Annotated in this window: 12 protein-coding genes and 1 pseudogene; 10 read left to right on the top strand and 3 right to left on the bottom strand. The window is 69.1% G+C overall.

What is annotated here, in order from left to right:
• Both VGC56_RS00460 and VGC56_RS00455 read right to left on the bottom strand, forming a co-directional pair.
• A pseudogene (locus VGC56_RS00460) lies at positions 1-216 on the bottom strand (MFS transporter); the annotation flags it as partial.
• 100 nt (positions 217-316) lie between these two features.
• Positions 317-3,118: a TonB-dependent receptor gene (locus tag VGC56_RS00455; RefSeq protein WP_464122527.1), complete on the bottom strand. Its 2,802-nt coding sequence runs from the start codon at positions 3,116-3,118 to the stop codon at positions 317-319.
• Between the two features lie 320 nt (positions 3,119-3,438).
• On the opposite strand from VGC56_RS00455, the gene VGC56_RS00450 reads away from it, so the two are divergent.
• Both VGC56_RS00450 and VGC56_RS00445 read left to right on the top strand, forming a co-directional pair.
• Positions 3,439-5,253, top strand: a complete 1,815-nt coding sequence (locus VGC56_RS00450; protein ID WP_464122525.1) for an alpha-amylase family glycosyl hydrolase — start codon at positions 3,439-3,441, stop codon at positions 5,251-5,253.
• Positions 5,250-6,863 (top strand): alpha-amylase family glycosyl hydrolase, encoded by a 1,614-nt coding sequence (locus VGC56_RS00445; RefSeq protein ID WP_464122523.1) that lies wholly within the window; start codon positions 5,250-5,252, stop codon positions 6,861-6,863. Before VGC56_RS00450 ends, VGC56_RS00445 begins: the two co-directional genes overlap by 4 nt.
• 151 nt (positions 6,864-7,014) lie before the next feature.
• Here the strand turns inward: VGC56_RS00445 and VGC56_RS00440 are convergent, their stop codons facing one another.
• Positions 7,015-8,025: a LacI family DNA-binding transcriptional regulator gene (locus tag VGC56_RS00440; protein ID WP_464122521.1), complete on the bottom strand. Its 1,011-nt coding sequence runs from the start codon at positions 8,023-8,025 to the stop codon at positions 7,015-7,017.
• A 177-nt stretch (positions 8,026-8,202) separates the two neighbouring features.
• On the opposite strand from VGC56_RS00440, the gene VGC56_RS00435 reads away from it, so the two are divergent.
• Genes VGC56_RS00435 through virB11 form a run of 8 tightly spaced genes read left to right on the top strand, consistent with a single transcriptional unit; the run spans position 8,203 to position 16,134 of the window.
• Entirely contained in the window at positions 8,203-8,526 is a 324-nt protein-coding gene (locus tag VGC56_RS00435; protein WP_464122532.1) for a TrbC/VirB2 family protein, read from the top strand.
• A 54-nt stretch (positions 8,527-8,580) separates the two neighbouring features.
• Positions 8,581-8,814: a VirB3 family type IV secretion system protein gene (locus VGC56_RS00430; protein ID WP_464122530.1), complete on the top strand. Its 234-nt coding sequence runs from the start codon at positions 8,581-8,583 to the stop codon at positions 8,812-8,814.
• Positions 8,793-11,168, top strand: a complete 2,376-nt coding sequence (locus tag VGC56_RS00425) for a VirB4 family type IV secretion/conjugal transfer ATPase (protein ID WP_464122518.1) — start codon at positions 8,793-8,795, stop codon at positions 11,166-11,168. The genes VGC56_RS00430 and VGC56_RS00425 overlap by 22 nt, the downstream gene beginning before the upstream one ends.
• Positions 11,168-12,424 carry a TrbL/VirB6 family protein gene (locus VGC56_RS00420; RefSeq protein ID WP_464122515.1) on the top strand — a complete coding sequence of 419 codons (1,257 nt, stop codon included), beginning with the start codon at positions 11,168-11,170 and terminating at the stop codon, positions 12,422-12,424. The genes VGC56_RS00425 and VGC56_RS00420 overlap by 1 nt, the downstream gene beginning before the upstream one ends.
• Entirely contained in the window at positions 12,421-13,308 is an 888-nt protein-coding gene (locus VGC56_RS00415; protein WP_464122512.1) for a VirB8 family type IV secretion system protein, read from the top strand. The genes VGC56_RS00420 and VGC56_RS00415 overlap by 4 nt, the downstream gene beginning before the upstream one ends.
• Positions 13,305-14,006 carry a TrbG/VirB9 family P-type conjugative transfer protein gene (locus tag VGC56_RS00410; RefSeq protein ID WP_464122509.1) on the top strand — a complete coding sequence of 234 codons (702 nt, stop codon included), beginning with the start codon at positions 13,305-13,307 and terminating at the stop codon, positions 14,004-14,006. Before VGC56_RS00415 ends, VGC56_RS00410 begins: the two co-directional genes overlap by 4 nt.
• A complete protein-coding gene (locus VGC56_RS00405) occupies positions 14,006-15,130 on the top strand; it encodes a TrbI/VirB10 family protein (RefSeq protein WP_464122506.1) in 1,125 nt (374 codons plus the stop codon). The genes VGC56_RS00410 and VGC56_RS00405 overlap by 1 nt, the downstream gene beginning before the upstream one ends.
• Positions 15,127-16,134: a P-type DNA transfer ATPase VirB11 gene (virB11, locus tag VGC56_RS00400; protein ID WP_464122503.1), complete on the top strand. Its 1,008-nt coding sequence runs from the start codon at positions 15,127-15,129 to the stop codon at positions 16,132-16,134. The genes VGC56_RS00405 and virB11 overlap by 4 nt, the downstream gene beginning before the upstream one ends.
• Positions 16,135-16,256: the final 122 nt, after the last annotated feature.

Genomic DNA, 16,256 nt, shown 5'->3' with positions numbered 1-16,256 from the left:
CATGTGGCCGATGATCGGCTGGACCAGCAGCCCGGTCAGCGGCGCCGCGATCCACAGCGCCGGCAAATCGTCGAGGCTCGATCCGAGCGACTGGAAAATGCGGCTCATGTTCGCATTCTGCAGCGCGAAGCCGATCTGGATGCCGAAGAAGCCGAACGAGATGTTCCACAGCTGGGCGAACCCGAGCTTCGGCTTGCGCGTCGCGTCCAAGCTCACGGTCACCGGCACCCTCCCTCGCCGCCATGGTGCGCCGGACGCCGCACAAAGAAAAGGGACGGTGGCGCCGTCCCTTTCCTCATCCACCGCGGCCCGGGCGTCAGAACTTGAAGCTGAAGCCGGCGAGGTAGCGCCGCCCGTAATTCTGATAATCGATCACCTGCGAGGGCTGGCCCGGATTGTAGGTGACGAACGGCTGGTTGGTGAGGTTCTGGCCCTGGAGATAGACCGAAAGGCCATAGAGCGGTGACCCCTTCTGGAATTCGTAGCCGATCTGCGCGTCGACGATCGTCTCCGGCGCGGCCCTGCGGCGGACGCGGGCGGCGCCGAAGCCCGACACCTCGCCGATGAAGGTCGAGCGGTAGCGGATGCTGCCGCGGGCGGAGAAGCCCCATTTCTCGAAATAAGCGGTGCCGTTGGCGACCCACTTCGAATAGCCGGGAATGTCCTCTGCGGGCGCACCGGGAGACGGGTGGACCGACGTCTTGGTGTAGGAGACGCCGCCGGTGACGCCGAAGCCGTCGAGCGCAGGCGTGAAGGTCGAGAAAGGCAAGGTCGCCGCGAGCTCGGCGCCGTAAAGCTTTCCGCCCGTGCCGTTGACCGGCATGTTAAGCGCGCCGATCGGGTTTACGACGACGCCGTTGCCGGGCGAGGCGAGGACGAAGCTCGAGAAATCGTAATTGTTGAAATCCTGGTTGTAGACGTAGGTCTGCAAATCCTTCCAGAACAGCTGGAGGGCGATGTAGCCCTTCGAGCCCCAATATTTCTCGAAGGTGAGATCAAGGGCGTTGGCGCGCCACGGCCGCAACGTCGGATTGCCGCTGCTGCCGCTGACGAAGGCGACCGGGCCGACGATGTTGTAGCCGTAGCTGAAGCTCGCCCGCATGTCGTCGAGGCGGGGGCGGACGATCTCGCGCGCCGCGGCGGCGCGAATGACGAAATCGCCGGCGGTGCGCAGCGACAGGTTCGCGCTCGGCAGCACGTCGACATATTTCGTGTCGACGTTGCGCGGCAGGCCGCCGATGTTCGGCGAGCCGTTGGCATTCGGGCCGAGATAGACGGCCGACGCGCCCTGCGAGCGCTGGTCGGTCCAGATCGCCTGCACGCCGAAATTGCCGGTCAGCTCGCCCATGCCGAGCTGCTGCTTGATGTTGCCCTGCAGGAAGAGGATCTTCTGCTCTTCGCGGATCGCGTAGGATTTGACGACGACGTCGCCATAAGGGTTGGGCACGCGCTGGTAGACGCCGGCGTTTAGCAAAGCGAGCGGATCGTAGCTGATCACCGGGCCGAGGCCGAGATAGTTGAGGTTGGTGGTCCCCAGCCGGAACTGGGTCGGCACCGGCACGCTGGTGGTGCCGTTGGTGTTGGCGACGAGGCCGATGAAATATTCGTCCGGCGTCAGGCGCTTGGTGCGGCTGGTGAAATCGGCGCCGGCCTTGACGCTGGAGAGGAAGCCCGAAAGCTCCTTCTCGACCTCGCCGCGGAACTGGAACAGCTCGTCCTGGACGATGCGGTTGTTGTAATAGCCGTCCTGGCCGTTCAGGATGCGGGTGCCGTTCACCGCCGTCTGGTCGCCGCCCCAGCCTTGCGGGCTGGTCAGCAGGATCTGGTTGTAATCGCCGTAATTGAGATTGTGGGTGAAGGTCGTGCCGTTCGGCCCGGTGTTGAAGCCGATCGTGTCGGTGGCGCCGATCGCGTTGCGGCCGGTGCCCGAATAGCTTTCGAACACCAGTTCGTTGCGATCGGTGCGGGAGTAACTGGCGTCGCCCATGACGTGCCAGCCATTGTCGCCGTCCCACTTGTTGTTCCAGCCGAACGAATAGAGCTTGGCGTGGCGCTGGAAGGCGTCGTTGCGCAGCACGCCCTTGACGCCGGTGAAGGTGCCGGAGGTGACGAGGCCGTTGCTGGCGGTGAAGCCGGGCTGCAGCTGCGCGGAGCTCCAGAACAGGGGCAGCTCGATGCCGCGCTTGATCTGATCGTCGCGGAAGTTCGAATAGAAGGCGTCGAAGGTTGAGGTGAAGTTCGGCATCGGCCGAAATTCGAGCGTGCCCTGGAGGCCGAGGCGCTTCAGCTTCGAGGAGGTGACGTAGGATTTGGAACCGCCGATCACGACGGGCGAGCTCGAATTGCCGACGTTGGGATAGCCCCAGGAGTTGAACTCCTCGGTCTGGTAGGGCTCGTCCGTGTAGCTGCCCGAGAGGGCGAGGCCGAGGCGCTTGTCGGGCGTCTGCACGACGATGACGCCGTTCACCCGATAACCCTTGTCGTCGGAGCCGGCGTTGAGCTTGCCGAGACCGGCAAGGACGCCGCGCGCGCCGATCGAGAAGACGCGCTTGCCATATTCGAGCGGGCGGATGGTCTTGAGGTCCACCGTGCCCGACAAGCCCTGGCCGACGAGGCTGGCCATCGGCGTCTTGTAGACGAGGACCTGGTTGATCACTTCGGACGGATATTGGTCATATTCGACGGCGCGGTTGTCGCCGGTCGAGGTCTGCTCGCGGCCATTGAGGAGGGTCGTCGAGAAGTCCGGGCTGAATCCGCGGATCGAGATCGAGTTGGAGCGGCCGGAGACGCGCTGCGAGGTGAGGCCGGGGAGACGCGCGATCGATTCGGCGATCGAGGCGTCGGGGAGCTTGCCGATATCCTCGGCCGAGATCGATTCGACGACCTGGTCGCGGCGCTTCTTTTCGTTGACCGCGCTTTCGAGGCTGGCGCGGAAACCGGTGACGGTGATTTCCTGCACGTCGTTCGGATCGTTCGGGTTCGACGCCGTGTCCGGCGCGGGAGGCTGCGCGTTCGGGCCGCCCTGCGCCTGCGCGGGCGAAGCGATGCCGAGCGTCAACGCGGCGAGCGCCGCCCCGGCAAGCAGCGTCTGCCGCCGCGTCTGCGAAATCCTGGCCATGTGCATCCTCCCGTCCCCGCCGCGGTCGCGTCCTTACCCGGGTCGCGTGCGACTGTTCTTGCCCCCGGGCGGACGCCCGGCGCCGTGCCGCTTCATCGCGGTCTTTCGGCTTGGCGCAAATTAGTGCAAATCTTTGCCGCGAAAGGCAAGCGGGAAAATTACAATCCTGCGTCTCCTGTGTCCGCAGCGCCACAGCGTTAGAGGTGTAAGGGGCGAAAAGCGATGCGAATGCGGGCGCTTGCCAATCGCTTCGGCTTCTGCAAAGAATTGCAAAAGTTTCGGCGGCGGTCGTCCGCCAGCCGATGAGGGGAGGAAAAGGGATGCTCCGACGCGGCCGGTTCGCCGCCTTGCTCGCCGCAGCGCTGGCGGCCGCCCCGGCTGCGGCCCCTGCCGCGCAGGCGCAAAGCTATCGTGCGCGCGCGCCGGAGCAGGAGATCATCTACTTCGTCCTTCCTGACCGGTTCGAGAATGGTGATCCCTCCAACGACCGCGGCGGCCTGACCGGCGGGCGGCTCCAGACCGGCTACGACCCCACTGCGACCGGCTTCTACCATGGCGGGGACCTCAAAGGCCTGACGCAGCGGCTCGACTACATCCAGGGCCTCGGCGTCACGGCGATCTGGCTGGGGCCGGTCTACAAGAACAAGCCGGTGCAAGGGCCGCCGGGGCATGAGAGCGCCGGCTATCACGGCTATTGGATCACCGACTTCACCGACGTCGATCCGCATTTCGGGACGAAGGCGGATCTGAAGGCATTCGTCGACGCCGCCCATGCGCGCGGCCTCAAGGTCTATCTCGACATCATCACCAACCACACAGCCGACGTGATCAAATATCGCGAATGCCCGGCCAACGACTGCGCCTATCGCAGCATCGGCGACTATCCGTTCGCCCGCCGGGGCGGCGTCGGCGGGGCGGCGATCAACGACGGCTTTGCGGGCCTCGACCATCGCGACGCGGCGAACTTCGCCCGCCTCACGCGGCCGGATTACGCCTACACGCCCTACGTTCCCGCGGGCGAAGCGCATGTGAAGAAGCCGGAGTGGCTGAACGACCCAATCTACTACCACAATCGCGGCGACTCGACCTTCCAGGGCGAAAGCTCGCTGCAGGGCGATTTCGCCGGCCTCGACGATGTGATGACCGAGAATCCGCGCGTGGTGCGCGGCTTCATCGACATTTACGGCGCGTGGATCGACCAGTTCGGCATCGACGGCTTCCGGGTCGATACCGCGCGGCACGTCAATCCGGAATTCTGGCAGGCCTTCATCCCGGCGATGATGGCCCGCGCGAAGGCGCGGGGCATTCCGAACTTCCACATCTTCGGCGAGGTGTTCGATCCCGACCCGGCGCCGCTCGCGCTGCACACAAGGGTGGACGGCTTTCCGGCGGTGCTCGACTTCGCCTTCGCGTTCGCCGCCGTGGATGTCGTGGCCAAGGGCGCTGGGACCGACCATCTGGCCCGCGTTTACGCCGCCGATCCGCTCTACGCCCGCGGCGAAGCCGGCGCACGCACCCTCCCCACCTTCCTCGGCAACCACGATGCCGGCCGCTTCGCGTCCTTCGTGCGGCAGGCGAACCCGAAGGCCTCCGAAGCGGAGGTGCTGAAGCGGGTCCTCCTCGGCCACGCGCTGATGATGTTCGGCCGCGGCACGCCGGTCGTCTATTATGGCGACGAGCAGGGCTTTGCCGGCCATGGCGGCGACCAGGCGGCGCGGCAGGACATGTTCGCCAGCCGCGTTGCCTCCTACAATGACGAGACTTTGGTGGGATCGAACCGCACGACGGCGACGGCGAGCTTCGACACACATGCAATCCTCTACCGCGCCTTCGCGGAGATGGCGGCGATCCGGCGCTCGGACCCGGCGCTGACGGCCGGCGCGCTCGTCGTCCGCGCCGCCGGCGACAAGCCGGGACTGTTCGCTTTCTCCCGCATCGCGCCGGGCGGGGGCGAGACCTTGGTCGCGCTCAACACCGGCACGACGCCCATTGCTGCGCAGGTGGCGGTGGCAAGCATTTCGGGCCGCTGGCAAAGCGTGCACGGCCGGTGCGCCGCCGCGGGGAGCGCGCCGGGGAGCTATAGCGTCGAGATCGCCCCGCTCGACTATGTCGTCTGCCGGGCGGCGGCACGGTGAGCAGGATCACTCTCGAACGCGCCGCTCCGGCGGTGCAGGCCGACGTGGCCGCATGGTGGCGGGGGGCCGTCATCTACCAAGTCTATCCCCGCTCCTTCGCCGACACGAACGGCGACGGCATCGGCGACCTGCCCGGAGTCACCGCGCATCTCGACCATATCGCGTCGCTGGGCGTCGACGCGATCTGGCTGTCGCCCTTCTTCACCTCGCCGATGAAGGATTTCGGCTACGACATTGCCGACTATCGCGGCGTCGACCCGATCTTCGGCACCCTCGCAGATTTCGACGCCTTGCTGGCGCGGGCGCACGGGCTGGGGCTCAAGGTGCTGATCGACCAGGTCTGGTCGCACACGTCGGACCAGCATGACTGGTTCCGCGAGAGCCGCTCGAGCCGCGACAATCCCAAGGCTGACTGGTACGTCTGGGCCGACGCGAAGGCCGACGGATCGCCGCCGAACAATTGGCAATCGGTGTTCCACGGCCCCTCCTGGACCTGGGACGCCCGGCGCGGCCAATATTATCTCCACAATTTCCTCAGCAGCCAGCCGGACCTCAACCTCCATTATTCGGCGGCGCAGGATGCGATCCTCGACGCCGCCCGCTTCTGGCTCGACCGCGGCGTCGACGGCTTCCGTTTGGACGCGCTGAACTTCGCGATGCACGACCCGGCGCTGCGCGATAACCCGGCGGTCGCCGATCCGCGCGCCAGGCGGCTGCGGCCGTTCGATTTCCAGCACCACATCTACAACCAGTCGCACGGCGCCATAACCGGCTTCCTGGAGCGGGTGCGGGCGCTGGCGGATTCCTATCCCGGCGCGCGCTTCATGGTCGCCGAGGTCGGCGGTGAGCAGGCCGACCGGGAGATGAAGCTGTTCACGCAGGGGCCCGCCCGCCTCAACAGCGCCTACGGCTTCAACTTCCTCTACGCCGACCGGCTGACGCCACGGCTCATCGAGGAGACGATGGCGCTGTGGCCCGGCGAGGATGGCGAGGGGTGGCCGAGCTGGGCCTTTTCCAACCACGACGCCCCGCGCGTGGTGTCGCGCTGGCTCTCGGGCCGGGACCGGGAGGCGTTCGCCCGTTTGGCGATGCTCCTCCTCGTCGCGTTGAGGGGCAACGTGTTCCTCTATCAGGGCGAGGAACTCGGCCTCCCGCAGGCCGAGGTGCCGTTCGAGCGGCTGCAGGATCCGGAAGCGATCGCCAACTGGCCGGCCACGCTGGGACGAGACGGGGCGCGTACGCCGATGCCGTGGGCCGCGGCGGCGGAGAATGGCGGATTTTCCCCAGCCGAGCCGTGGCTGCCGGTCGATCCCACGCATCTGGCGCTGGCCGTCGATCGGCAGGAGGCGGACCACGGCTCTATGCTCAACTTCACGCGGCGTTTGGTGGCGCTGCGCCGCGAGTGCGAGCCGCTCCGCAGCGGCGCACTGCGGCCGGTGCCGGTGCCGGAGCCGCTCGTCGCCTTCGAGCGCGGCGACGGCGATCTGCTGTGCGTGTTCAACCTGGGCGACGAGGCGGCGCAGTGGGCGCTGCCGAGCGGGTGGCGGGTGATCGCGGAGGCGGGATCGTTTCCGGGCCCGCTATCGGGAGTGATCGCCGAGCGCCTTTAGTGCCTCCCCATCCGCAGGATGGGGAGGGGGACCAGCGAAGCTGGTGGAGGGGTCTTCCGAGACCCCAGGCGCTTATGCCTTCTACCCCCGAAGCGAATGATAATACCCCTCCACCACCCTCCCCCCGCTTCGCGCGGGGAGGCACTGGGCACTACCCCCCGCAGCTCTCTCTGACGATCAAGTCCGTCGCCAGCCGCTCCGAGCGCATTTCGCCGCCGGGGCCAGCATCGAGTAATTTCGACACCAGCAGCCTGCCCGCGCGGACGGTGTCCTGCTGGATGGTGGTCAAAGCGGGGCGGCTGTAGCGGGCGAAGGGGACGTCGTCATAGCCGACCACGGCGACGTCGCCGGGCACGCTGCGGCCCTCGTGGAGGAGCGCGCGGATGGCGCCGAGGGCGATGAGGTCGCTGGCGGCGACGATGCCGTCGAAGGCGATGCCGCGGGCGAGCAGGGCGTGGACCGCGGCTTCGGCCGATTCGACGGTGAAATGGGCCGGTACCATCAGCTCCGGCTCCAGCCTGAGCTTCGCCTGGTCGAGCGCTTCGGAATAGCCGCGGACGCGCTGGGCGACTTCGGGCGCCTCGGTGTCGCCGAGATAGACGATGCGGCGGCACCCAAGCCGCGCGAGGTGGAGCGTGGCGCGCTTGCCGCCGGCATGATTGTCGGACCCCACCGAGCAATAGGCCTGGTCGGGGAGCTGCGCGCCCCAGACGGCGAAGCGGCTGTCGGCGGCGGCGAGACGGTTGAAGGCGTGGTGGAGCGAGCTCTGGCCGAGGAAGATGACGCCGTCGGCGCGGCTGGTCGTCATCGCGCTGGCGAGGTCGTCATAGCTCGCTGGGGCGAAATGGCTGACGAGGAGGTCGCAGCCCCGCTCCCGCGCGGCGTCGCCGAGGCCGGCGACGAGCTCAAGGAAGAAGGGGTCGTCGAGCTGAGTGTCGCGCCCCTGCGGCCTCGGCACGACGAGGGCGATGGTGCCGGTCGCGCCGATCGGTCCGGCCGGCATGTAGCGGCGGAACGGGTAATCGTGCTCGCGGGCGAGCTTCCAGATCAGTTGCTTGGTGCGGGCGTTGATCGCCGGATGGTCATTGAGGGCGCGCGAGGCGGTCGAGGTGGACACGCCGGCAAGTTGGGCGAGGTCGGAGAGGCGGACGTTGCGGGGCATGATCGCTGCAACAATTGCTGCAAAAAGTGGAAAGGTCCAGGCCGGCCGCGCCCGAATCGGCACATCCAGTGGAGACCGCGCGCCCGCTGCTATTGGCAAGTCCCTGACAAGAGAGCAATATCGGCTGGCTGGAAGGTCCGATTCGAAGCGGACCCGGGGGAGCGACTTGTGATTCGAGTGTTACATCGTTGGTTTCGTGCGGCTTTTGCGGCAGGCGCAGTGGCGTGGGCAAGCGCCGCGATGGCGCAGGACAGCTATTCCGGCGCCGATCCGCAGGGGTCGGGCGTCATCGTCTCCGCGGTGCGGTGGCTGCAGGGCACCCTGCTCGGCACGGTCGCCACGGTCGTGGCCGTGATCGCCGTCGCCTCGGTCGGCTTCCTGATGCTCACCGGACGGATCAACTGGCGCTACGGCGCGACCGTCATCCTCGGCTGCTTCATCCTGTTCGGCGCGGCGTCGATCGTCGCCGGGATCCAGTCCACCTCGTCGCTCGGGGGCTGAGCCTTGAACGGGCTCGAACATGACAGGCTGTTCGTCGCCCTGACGCGCCCGCAGATGTTCGGGGGCGTGACCTATTCCTATTTCATCGCCAACGCGGTGGTGGCGACCGAGCTGTTCCTGATCTTCCACTCCTTCTGGGCGATCCTCGCGGCGCTGGTCATCCACTTCATCGGCGTGCTGCTGTGCCTGCGCGAGCCGCGCTTCTTCGACCTGTGGCTGACGCGCGCGTCGCGCTGCCCCCGGGTCAAGAACCACAAGGTGTGGGGATGCAACTCCTACCGCCCCTGACCAACGACCGGCGCGCGCCGGCCAAAGAGCAGCCTGCGGGGAAGCACCTTCCCTACGCGCGCCATGTCGACGATTTCACCATCGAGACGCGCGACGGGCTGCTCATGCAGGTCATCCACCTGCGCGGCCTGCTGTTCGAAACCGCCGACACCGAGGAACTGAATTACAGGAAGCGCCTGCGCGATGCGATGCTGCAGGCGATCGGCTCCTCACGCTACGCCGTCTACCACCATGTCGTGCGGCGGCGGATCGAGGCGGGGCTGTCCGGCGGGCACCCGGACGCCTTCTCGCGCCAGCTCGACGCGGCGTGGCGGACGCGGCTGGAAGGCAAGAAGCTCTACGTCAACGATATCTTCCTGACCCTCATCCGCCGGCCGCTGCAGGGCCGGGTCGGGCGGCTCGACCGGTTCCGCGAGCGGCTCGGGCGCGCGGCGACGACGCAGCCGGAGGCGACCGGCGCCTATGAGCGCCACCAGCTCGACCAGGCGCGCGACGCGCTGATGGCGGCGCTGGGCAGCTACGAGCCGCGGCTGCTCGGCGTCTACGACACGCCGCACGGGCCCTGCTCGGAGCCGCTCGAGTTCCTCTCATTGCTCTACAATGGCGAGATGCGGCCGGTGCTGATGCCGCTCGAGGATCTCGGCGACTATCTCCCCTACCGCCGAATCAGCTTTGGCCAGGAAACGGTGGAGCTCGGGCCGGCAGGCGCGTCGCCGCGCAACTTCGTCGGCATCGTCTCGATCAAGGATTATCCGGCGCAGACCGTGCCCGGCATGCTCGACGAGCTGCTGCGTCTGCCGTTCGAAATCACCGTCTCGCAATCGTTCGGCTTCGTCGAGCGGCAGGCGGCCCTCGGGCGGATGAACCTGGCGCTCAGGCGCATGCGCTCGGCCGAGGACGAGGCGGTGAGCCTGCGCTCCGAGCTGGCCAGCGCGAAGGACGAGGTCGCCGCCGGCCGCGCCGGCTTCGGCGAGCATCACATGACCATCGCCATCCGCGCCGACACGCCGGGCGGCGTCGACGACGGGGTGGCGGAGGTGCAGGCCGCGCTCGCCGACCTCGGCATCATCTCGGTGCGCGAGGAGATCGCGCTCGAGCCCGCTTTCTGGGCGCAATTCCCCGGCAATTTCAGATATATCGCCCGCCGGGGCCTCGTCTCCACCGGGAATTTCTCGGGGTTGGCGAGCAGCCATAACTTCCCCTTGGGCCGGGCCCAGGCCAACCATTGGGGCGAGGCGGTGACTCTCCTCGAGACCACCGCCGCCGGCCCTTATTATTTCAACTTCCATCAGGGCGACCTCGGCAACTTCACCGTGATCGGCCCGTCCGGCTCGGGCAAGACCGTGGTGCTGAACTTCCTCCTCGCGCAAGCGCGCAAGTTCCGGCCGCGGATCATCTTCTTCGACAAGGACCGCGGCGCGGAGCTGTTCATCCGCGCCATCGGCGGGCGGTACGATTTGCTGCGGCCGGGGACGCCGTCCGGCCTCAACCCGCTCCAGCTCCCCGACAATCCGGTCAACCGCCAGTTCCTGATCGACTGGGTTGCTTTGCTGGCGGGCGGCGCGGACATCGACGACACGGCGCGGATCAAGGACGCGATCGACGCCAATTACGAGCAGCCCGAGGACCATCGCCGGCTGCGCCATCTGGCGGAGCTGTTCCGCGGCGGCCACCGCCCGTCCGCCAACGATTTATGGTCGCGGCTCCGGCCCTGGTGGGGCGACGGCGAGCGGGCGTGGATGTTCGACAATGCCCGCGACAAGACGGACCTGACCGCGGAAACTGTCGGGTTCGACATGACCCAGATCCTCGACGATCCCGCTTTGCGCAGCCCGGCGATGATGTACCTCTTCCACCGGGTGGAGGAGCGCCTGGACGGCAGCCCGGCGATCATCGTCGTCGACGAAGGCTGGAAGGCGCTGGACGATGACGTGTTCGTCCGCCGCATCAAGGATTGGGAAAAGACGATCCGGAAAAGGAACGGCATCGTCGGCTTCGCCACCCAGAGCGCGCAGGACGCCCTGGAGAGCCGCATCGCCAGCGCGATCATCGAGCAGGCGGCGACGCAGATCTTCATGGCCAATCCCAAGGCGCGGGCGGACGATTATATCGGCGGCTTCGGCCTCACCCCGCACGAGTACGAGCTGGTGCGGACCTTGCCGGACAACGCCCATTGCTTCCTCGTCAAGCACGGCAACGACAGCGTCGTCGCGCGCCTGAACCTGTCGGGCGAGCAGGACCTCCTCACCATCCTGTCGGGCCGCGAGCGCACCGTGCGGCTTCTGGACGAGATTCGCGCCGAGACCGGCGACGATCCCGCCGAGTGGATCCCGCGCCTGCTGGAGCATGCGTGATGGAATGCCCGGCCCTGGTGCCCGAGGCGGGCTTCGTCCGCTCGATGATGGCCTTCGTCGATTGCCAGGCGGCGACGCTCGGCGCCGGCGGCTACCAGGCGCTTGCCACCCCCGGCTCGACCCTGAGCCTCGCCCTCACCGGCTTCATGACCCTGTTCATCGCGCTGTTCGGCTACCGGCTGCTGCTCGGCTACGGGCCGGACCTTCGCAGCGGCATGTTCTCCTTCGCCAAGATCGCCATCGTGCTGGCGCTGGCGACGAGTTGGCCGGCCTATCGCACGCTGGTCTACGACGTGGCGCTACGCGGTCCCGCCGAGCTGGCGACGGAGATCGGCGCGCCGAGCGGGCTGCCGGGCGCGGGCGGCGGGCTCGTCGAACGGCTCGACGTTGCGGACCAGGCGATGACGGCGCTCGCCATCCTCGGCGAGGGACACCCGCCGGTGCCGGTCGACGCCAATCAGGTCGCGGCGGTCACCCAGACGGTGCCGCAGCCCTATCCTGGGTTCAACACCTTCGCGATCGGCGGCGCGCGCATGCTGTTCCTGGTCGGCGCCATCGCTGGGCTCGCGGCGGCGCGGATGATCGCCGGCCTCCTGCTCGCGGTGGGGCCGCTGTTCGTCGCCTTCCTGCTGTTCGAGAATACGCGCTCGCTGTTCGAAGGCTGGATACGGGTGCTTGCGGGGGCGGCGCTGGCGGCGTTCGGGACGGCGGTGGCCCTGGGCGCGGAGCTGGCGCTGATCGAGCCGTGGCTGACGCAGCTCCTCGCCCGCCGGACCGCCGACGAATGGCTGCCGGGGATGCCGGTGGAATTGCTCGTCGTCACCATCGTCTTCGCCGTCATCATCCTCGCCATGCTCTACGGCGCGGCGCGGATCGCCTGGGGCTTCCGCCTCGCGCCGATCTGGCATGCCGGCCCCGGCCGCGTCGTCGAGATGCTGCAGGGCCGCGACGCCGTCCCGGCCGGCGCGGCGGGAGCAGCCGGTGCCGCGGCGCCTGCGGAAGGGCGCAGCCGTGCAGCCACCGTCGTCGACGCCGTCGCCGCCACCCAGCGGCGCGAGGCGGGGAATACGCAAGTCGCCGCCTACACGCCCGGCCGCGGCGACCCCGCCGGCCCCGGTGGACGGCCGCAGGCGCATGGCGGCCGGCCGCACGACGCATCTGAACCACTTGGACCCGTTCCGCTCGGCCAGAGCTTCCCGCGCCGCACCCGCGGCCGGGTCTCCGCCAGCGCCGGGCGACGGGACCGCCGGACATGAACGAACATAGCCGCGAAACCTATTACAAGGAGGCCGCGACCTGGAATCGCGACCGGCAGGAGGCGCTCGCCAAATCGCAGCGCACCGCCTGGTGGGTGGCGGGGGGCGCCGCCGCGATCGCCATCCTCGAGGCCGTCGCCCTCCTCGTGCTGACGCCGCTCAAGACGGTGGTGCCCTATACGTTGCTGGTCGACCGGACGACCGGCTACGTCCAGGCGCTGAAGCCGCTCGACGCGGACAAGGTCTCGCCCGACGCGGCGCTGACCCAGAGCTTCCTCGTCCAGTACGTCATCGCCCGCGAGAGCTACGACCGCGACATCGCCCAGGCCAATTACCGCAAGGTCGCCTTGTGGTCGGCGGAGAATGCCCGCGCCGAATATCTCGGCCTGATGCAGGTCTCGAACCCGCAGAGCCCCCTCGTCCTCTACCCGGCGACCAGCGTCGTCGAGACGCGGGTGAAGAGCGTGTCGCCGGTCGGGCCGAACGTCGCCCTCGTCCGCTTCGACACGGTGCGCCATGACGCCGGCGGCGCGGTGCAGCCGCCCCGCTCCTGGGTGTCGGTGATCCGCTACCGCTATTCGGGCGAGCCGATGAAGCTCGAGGATAGGTTCGTGAACCCGCTCGGCTTCCAGGTGCTGCGCTACCGCCGCGACGCCGAGAGCGCGCCGGCGCCGGACGTGGCAGTCGTGCCGGGAACCACCGTCGTCCCGGGTGCCGCGGCGCCGCTGCCGGTCGTCGTCGTCCCGGGCTCCAGCACCACCGTCACCACCACCCCCAACGCCCCCGGCTCCGCGGCGCTCGGCCAGGCGACCGCCGAGGCCGCCCGCGCCGCTATGGCCGCGCGCAACCCGCAGCGGCCGCGCCGGCCCGAGCCCGAGCTGTGAGAGCCGTCCTCCTCTTCCTCGCCGCGGCGCTCGTCGCCGCCGGTCCGGCGGCCGCGCAGGTGAAGCCGAAGCCGGGCACGGGCGACCCGCGCATCCAGTCGATCGACTATGTCGCGGACCAGGTGGTCCAGCTGCAGGGCGCGGCCGGCTACCAGGTGACGGTCGAGCTTTCGCCCGACGAGCAGGTCGAGAATGTCGCCGTCGGCGACAGCGCCGCCTGGCAGGTCACCGCCAACCGCCGCGGCGACCATCTGTTCGTCAAGGCGATCCAGGGCGGCGTCTCGACCAACATGACCGTGGTGACGAGCGTCCGCCTCTACAATTTCGAGCTGGTGCCGCTCTCCGGCGCATCGGGCGACATGGCCTATACCGTCCGCTTCCGCTACCCGAACGGCAGCGCCGGCGGGGCCTCGCTCGACGATGCGCCGAGCGCATCGGGCGAAGGCCGCTACCGCCTCGGCGGCGACAAGTCGCTGCGGCCGAGCGAGATCAGCGACGACGGCCGCCATACCTATGTCCGCTGGCCGCGGGACCGGGCGCTGCCCGCCGTCTACGCGATCAGCGACACCGGCCAGGAGATGGTGGTCAACGGCATGATGCGCGACGACGTGTTCGTCATCGACAGCGTCGCCCAGAAGCTCGTCTTCCGCATCGACAAGGCGGCCGCCACCGCCACCCGCGTCAGAGTGGACAAATAATGGCCAGCGTCACGCCGCCGACCGACCCGCGCGTCACCGCCCGCGCCGCCGAGCCGCCGCGCGAGGAGGGCGTGCGCCCCGTCGTCCCTTTGCCCCGCGGCGGTGCCTCCCCGCTCGTCATTGCGATCGGCATTGCGGTGGCGGCGCTCCTCCTCTTCTTCGTCCTGAATTCGCGGCGGCAGACGCTGTCGCAGCCGAGCGTCACCGCGCGCGGCGCCCAGCCGCTGCCGACGTCGCCGCCGCCGGCGCTTTACATCCCGCCCGTGCCGGCCCCGCCCCCGCCGGTGATGGCGGTCGCGCCGCCCGCGCCGCCGCAGCCGTTGCGGCTGGTAACGGCGCCGCCGCGTCCGGCTCCGCCGCCGCCCCCGCCGCCACCGGTCTACATCCAGCAGCAGCCGCAATATCAGCCGCCGCCGCCGCAGCGGACCTCCAACAGCCCGACCCTCGTCATCGACACGACCAGCGCGCCGCCGGTCCCTCCCTCCGCCGTCGTCGCCGCGCAGGCGGCGAGCGATGCGCAGGCGCTCGGCGGCAGCCAGGGCGGCGGCCGCGTCCGCGCCGGCGTCTTCGCCAACCGCGGCGTCACCGTCGCCCAGGGAACGTTGATCCCCGCCGTGCTCGAAACGGCGTTCGATTCGACCCGCCCCGGCTTCGCCCGCGCGGTGGTCTCGCGCGACGTGCGCGGCTTCGACGGCAGCCGCATCCTCATCCCGCGCGGCAGCCGCCTCACCGGCGAATATCGCGCCGACATCGCGCCCGGCCAGAAGCGCGCTTTGATCAACTGGACGCGGCTGATCCGGCCGGACGGCATCACCATCGCCCTCGCCTCGCCGGCGACGGACACGCTCGGCCGCGGCGGGGTGAGCGGCCATTATAACAGCCATTTCTTTGAGCGGTTCGCCGGCGCCATCCTCCAGTCGGCGCTCGACGTCGGCGTCAACATCGCCAGCCGCGCCGCCTCGCCGAGCGTGGTGGTGGCGCTGCCGGGATCGACCCAGACCCTGTCGCCCGCCCTTCTCCAGTCGGCCCGGATCGTGCCGACGGTGACGGTGCCGGCCGGCACCAGCATCAGCGTGTTCGTCGCCCACGACCTCGATTTCTCGGGCACCGGAAAGGGCCAGTGAGCGCCGCCGCCGCCACCGCTCCGGCCGGCGAGCCGGGCGTCTATCTACGCGCCTATCTCGCGCCGCTGACCGGCATGCTGGCGCGGCCGGACGTGACCGACATCTACGTCAACCGCCCTGGCGAGATCTGGGCGGAGACGACCGGCGGCGGCATCGAGCGGCACGACGCGCCGGGGCTCGACGAGGCCACTCTCGCCCGGCTCGCCCGCCAGATCGCCGCCCTCTCCCACCAGGGGATCAGCCGCGAGCATCCGCTGCTCTCCGCGACCTTGCCGGACGGCGCGCGAGTTCAGGTCGTCGCGCCGCCGGCGACGCGCGGCGCCCTCGCCCTCGCCATCCGCAAGCACGTCTCGCCGGACCTGGCGCTCGACGATTATGTCGCGACCGGCGCCTTTGCCGAGACCAAGGCGCGGCAGGGCTTCGACAAGGACGAGACCGACCGCGCCCTTGCCGCCATGCTCCAGCGCGGCGAGATTGCGGGCCTGCTCTCCGCCGCGGTCAAGGCGCGCAAGAACATCCTCGTCTCCGGCGGCACCTCGACCGGCAAGACGACATTCTTGAACGCCTTGCTGCGCGAAGTCCCGCCCGAGGAGCGGCTGATCCTCATCGAGGACACGCCCGAGCTTGCCGTCGCCCACCAGAACATGGTGGGGCTTCTCGCGGCCCGCAGCGCGCTCGGCGAAGCGCAGGTCAGCGCGGACGACCTCGTCGGCGCCTCGCTGCGCATGCGGCCCGACCGCATCATCCTCGGCGAGCTCCGCGGACCCGAGGCCTATGCGTTCCTCCGCGCCGTCAACACCGGCCACCCCGGCTCGATGACCACCGTCCACGCCGACAGCCCTGAGCGCGCGGTCGAGCAGATCGTCCTCCTCGTCCTCCAGGGCGGCAGCCAATTGGGCCGCGACGACGTCCGCCACTATGTCAGCCGCACGATCGACGTCTATGTGCAGCTCACCCGCACCGGCGGGAAACGGCGCGTGTCCGAGGTGGTGCTGAGGTCGTAGCCTTTCCGTCGTCCCAGCGAAGGCCGGGACCCCAGGGGGTGAAGAACGCGGGGCCTTTCACCCGCTGGGGCCCCAGCCTTCGCTGGGGCGACGAGCAAACACGTCCGGCCGTCCCGGGGAGG

This window comes from Allosphingosinicella sp. (genome assembly GCF_036403745.1).
Classification (GTDB): domain Bacteria; phylum Pseudomonadota; class Alphaproteobacteria; order Sphingomonadales; family Sphingomonadaceae; genus Allosphingosinicella.
Note: the sequence above shows the minus strand (reverse complement) of the source record. Positions and strands in the feature narration are given on the sequence as shown.

Bases quoted from the DNA above. Each gene is read 5' to 3' on its own strand.
- VGC56_RS00455 (WP_464122527.1), bottom strand. From the start codon at position 3,118: ATGGCCAGGATTTCGCAGACGCGGCGGCAGACGCTGCTTGCCGGGGCG.
- VGC56_RS00450 (WP_464122525.1), top strand. From the start codon at position 3,439: ATGCTCCGACGCGGCCGGTTCGCCGCCTTGCTCGCCGCAGCGCTGGCG.
- VGC56_RS00440 (WP_464122521.1), bottom strand. From the start codon at position 8,025: ATGCCCCGCAACGTCCGCCTCTCCGACCTCGCCCAACTTGCCGGCGTG.
- VGC56_RS00430 (WP_464122530.1), top strand. From the start codon at position 8,581: ATGTTCGGGGGCGTGACCTATTCCTATTTCATCGCCAACGCGGTGGTG.
- VGC56_RS00425 (WP_464122518.1), top strand. From the start codon at position 8,793: ATGCAACTCCTACCGCCCCTGACCAACGACCGGCGCGCGCCGGCCAAA.
- VGC56_RS00420 (WP_464122515.1), top strand. From the start codon at position 11,168: ATGGAATGCCCGGCCCTGGTGCCCGAGGCGGGCTTCGTCCGCTCGATG.
- VGC56_RS00415 (WP_464122512.1), top strand. From the start codon at position 12,421: ATGAACGAACATAGCCGCGAAACCTATTACAAGGAGGCCGCGACCTGG.
- VGC56_RS00405 (WP_464122506.1), top strand. From the start codon at position 14,006: ATGGCCAGCGTCACGCCGCCGACCGACCCGCGCGTCACCGCCCGCGCC.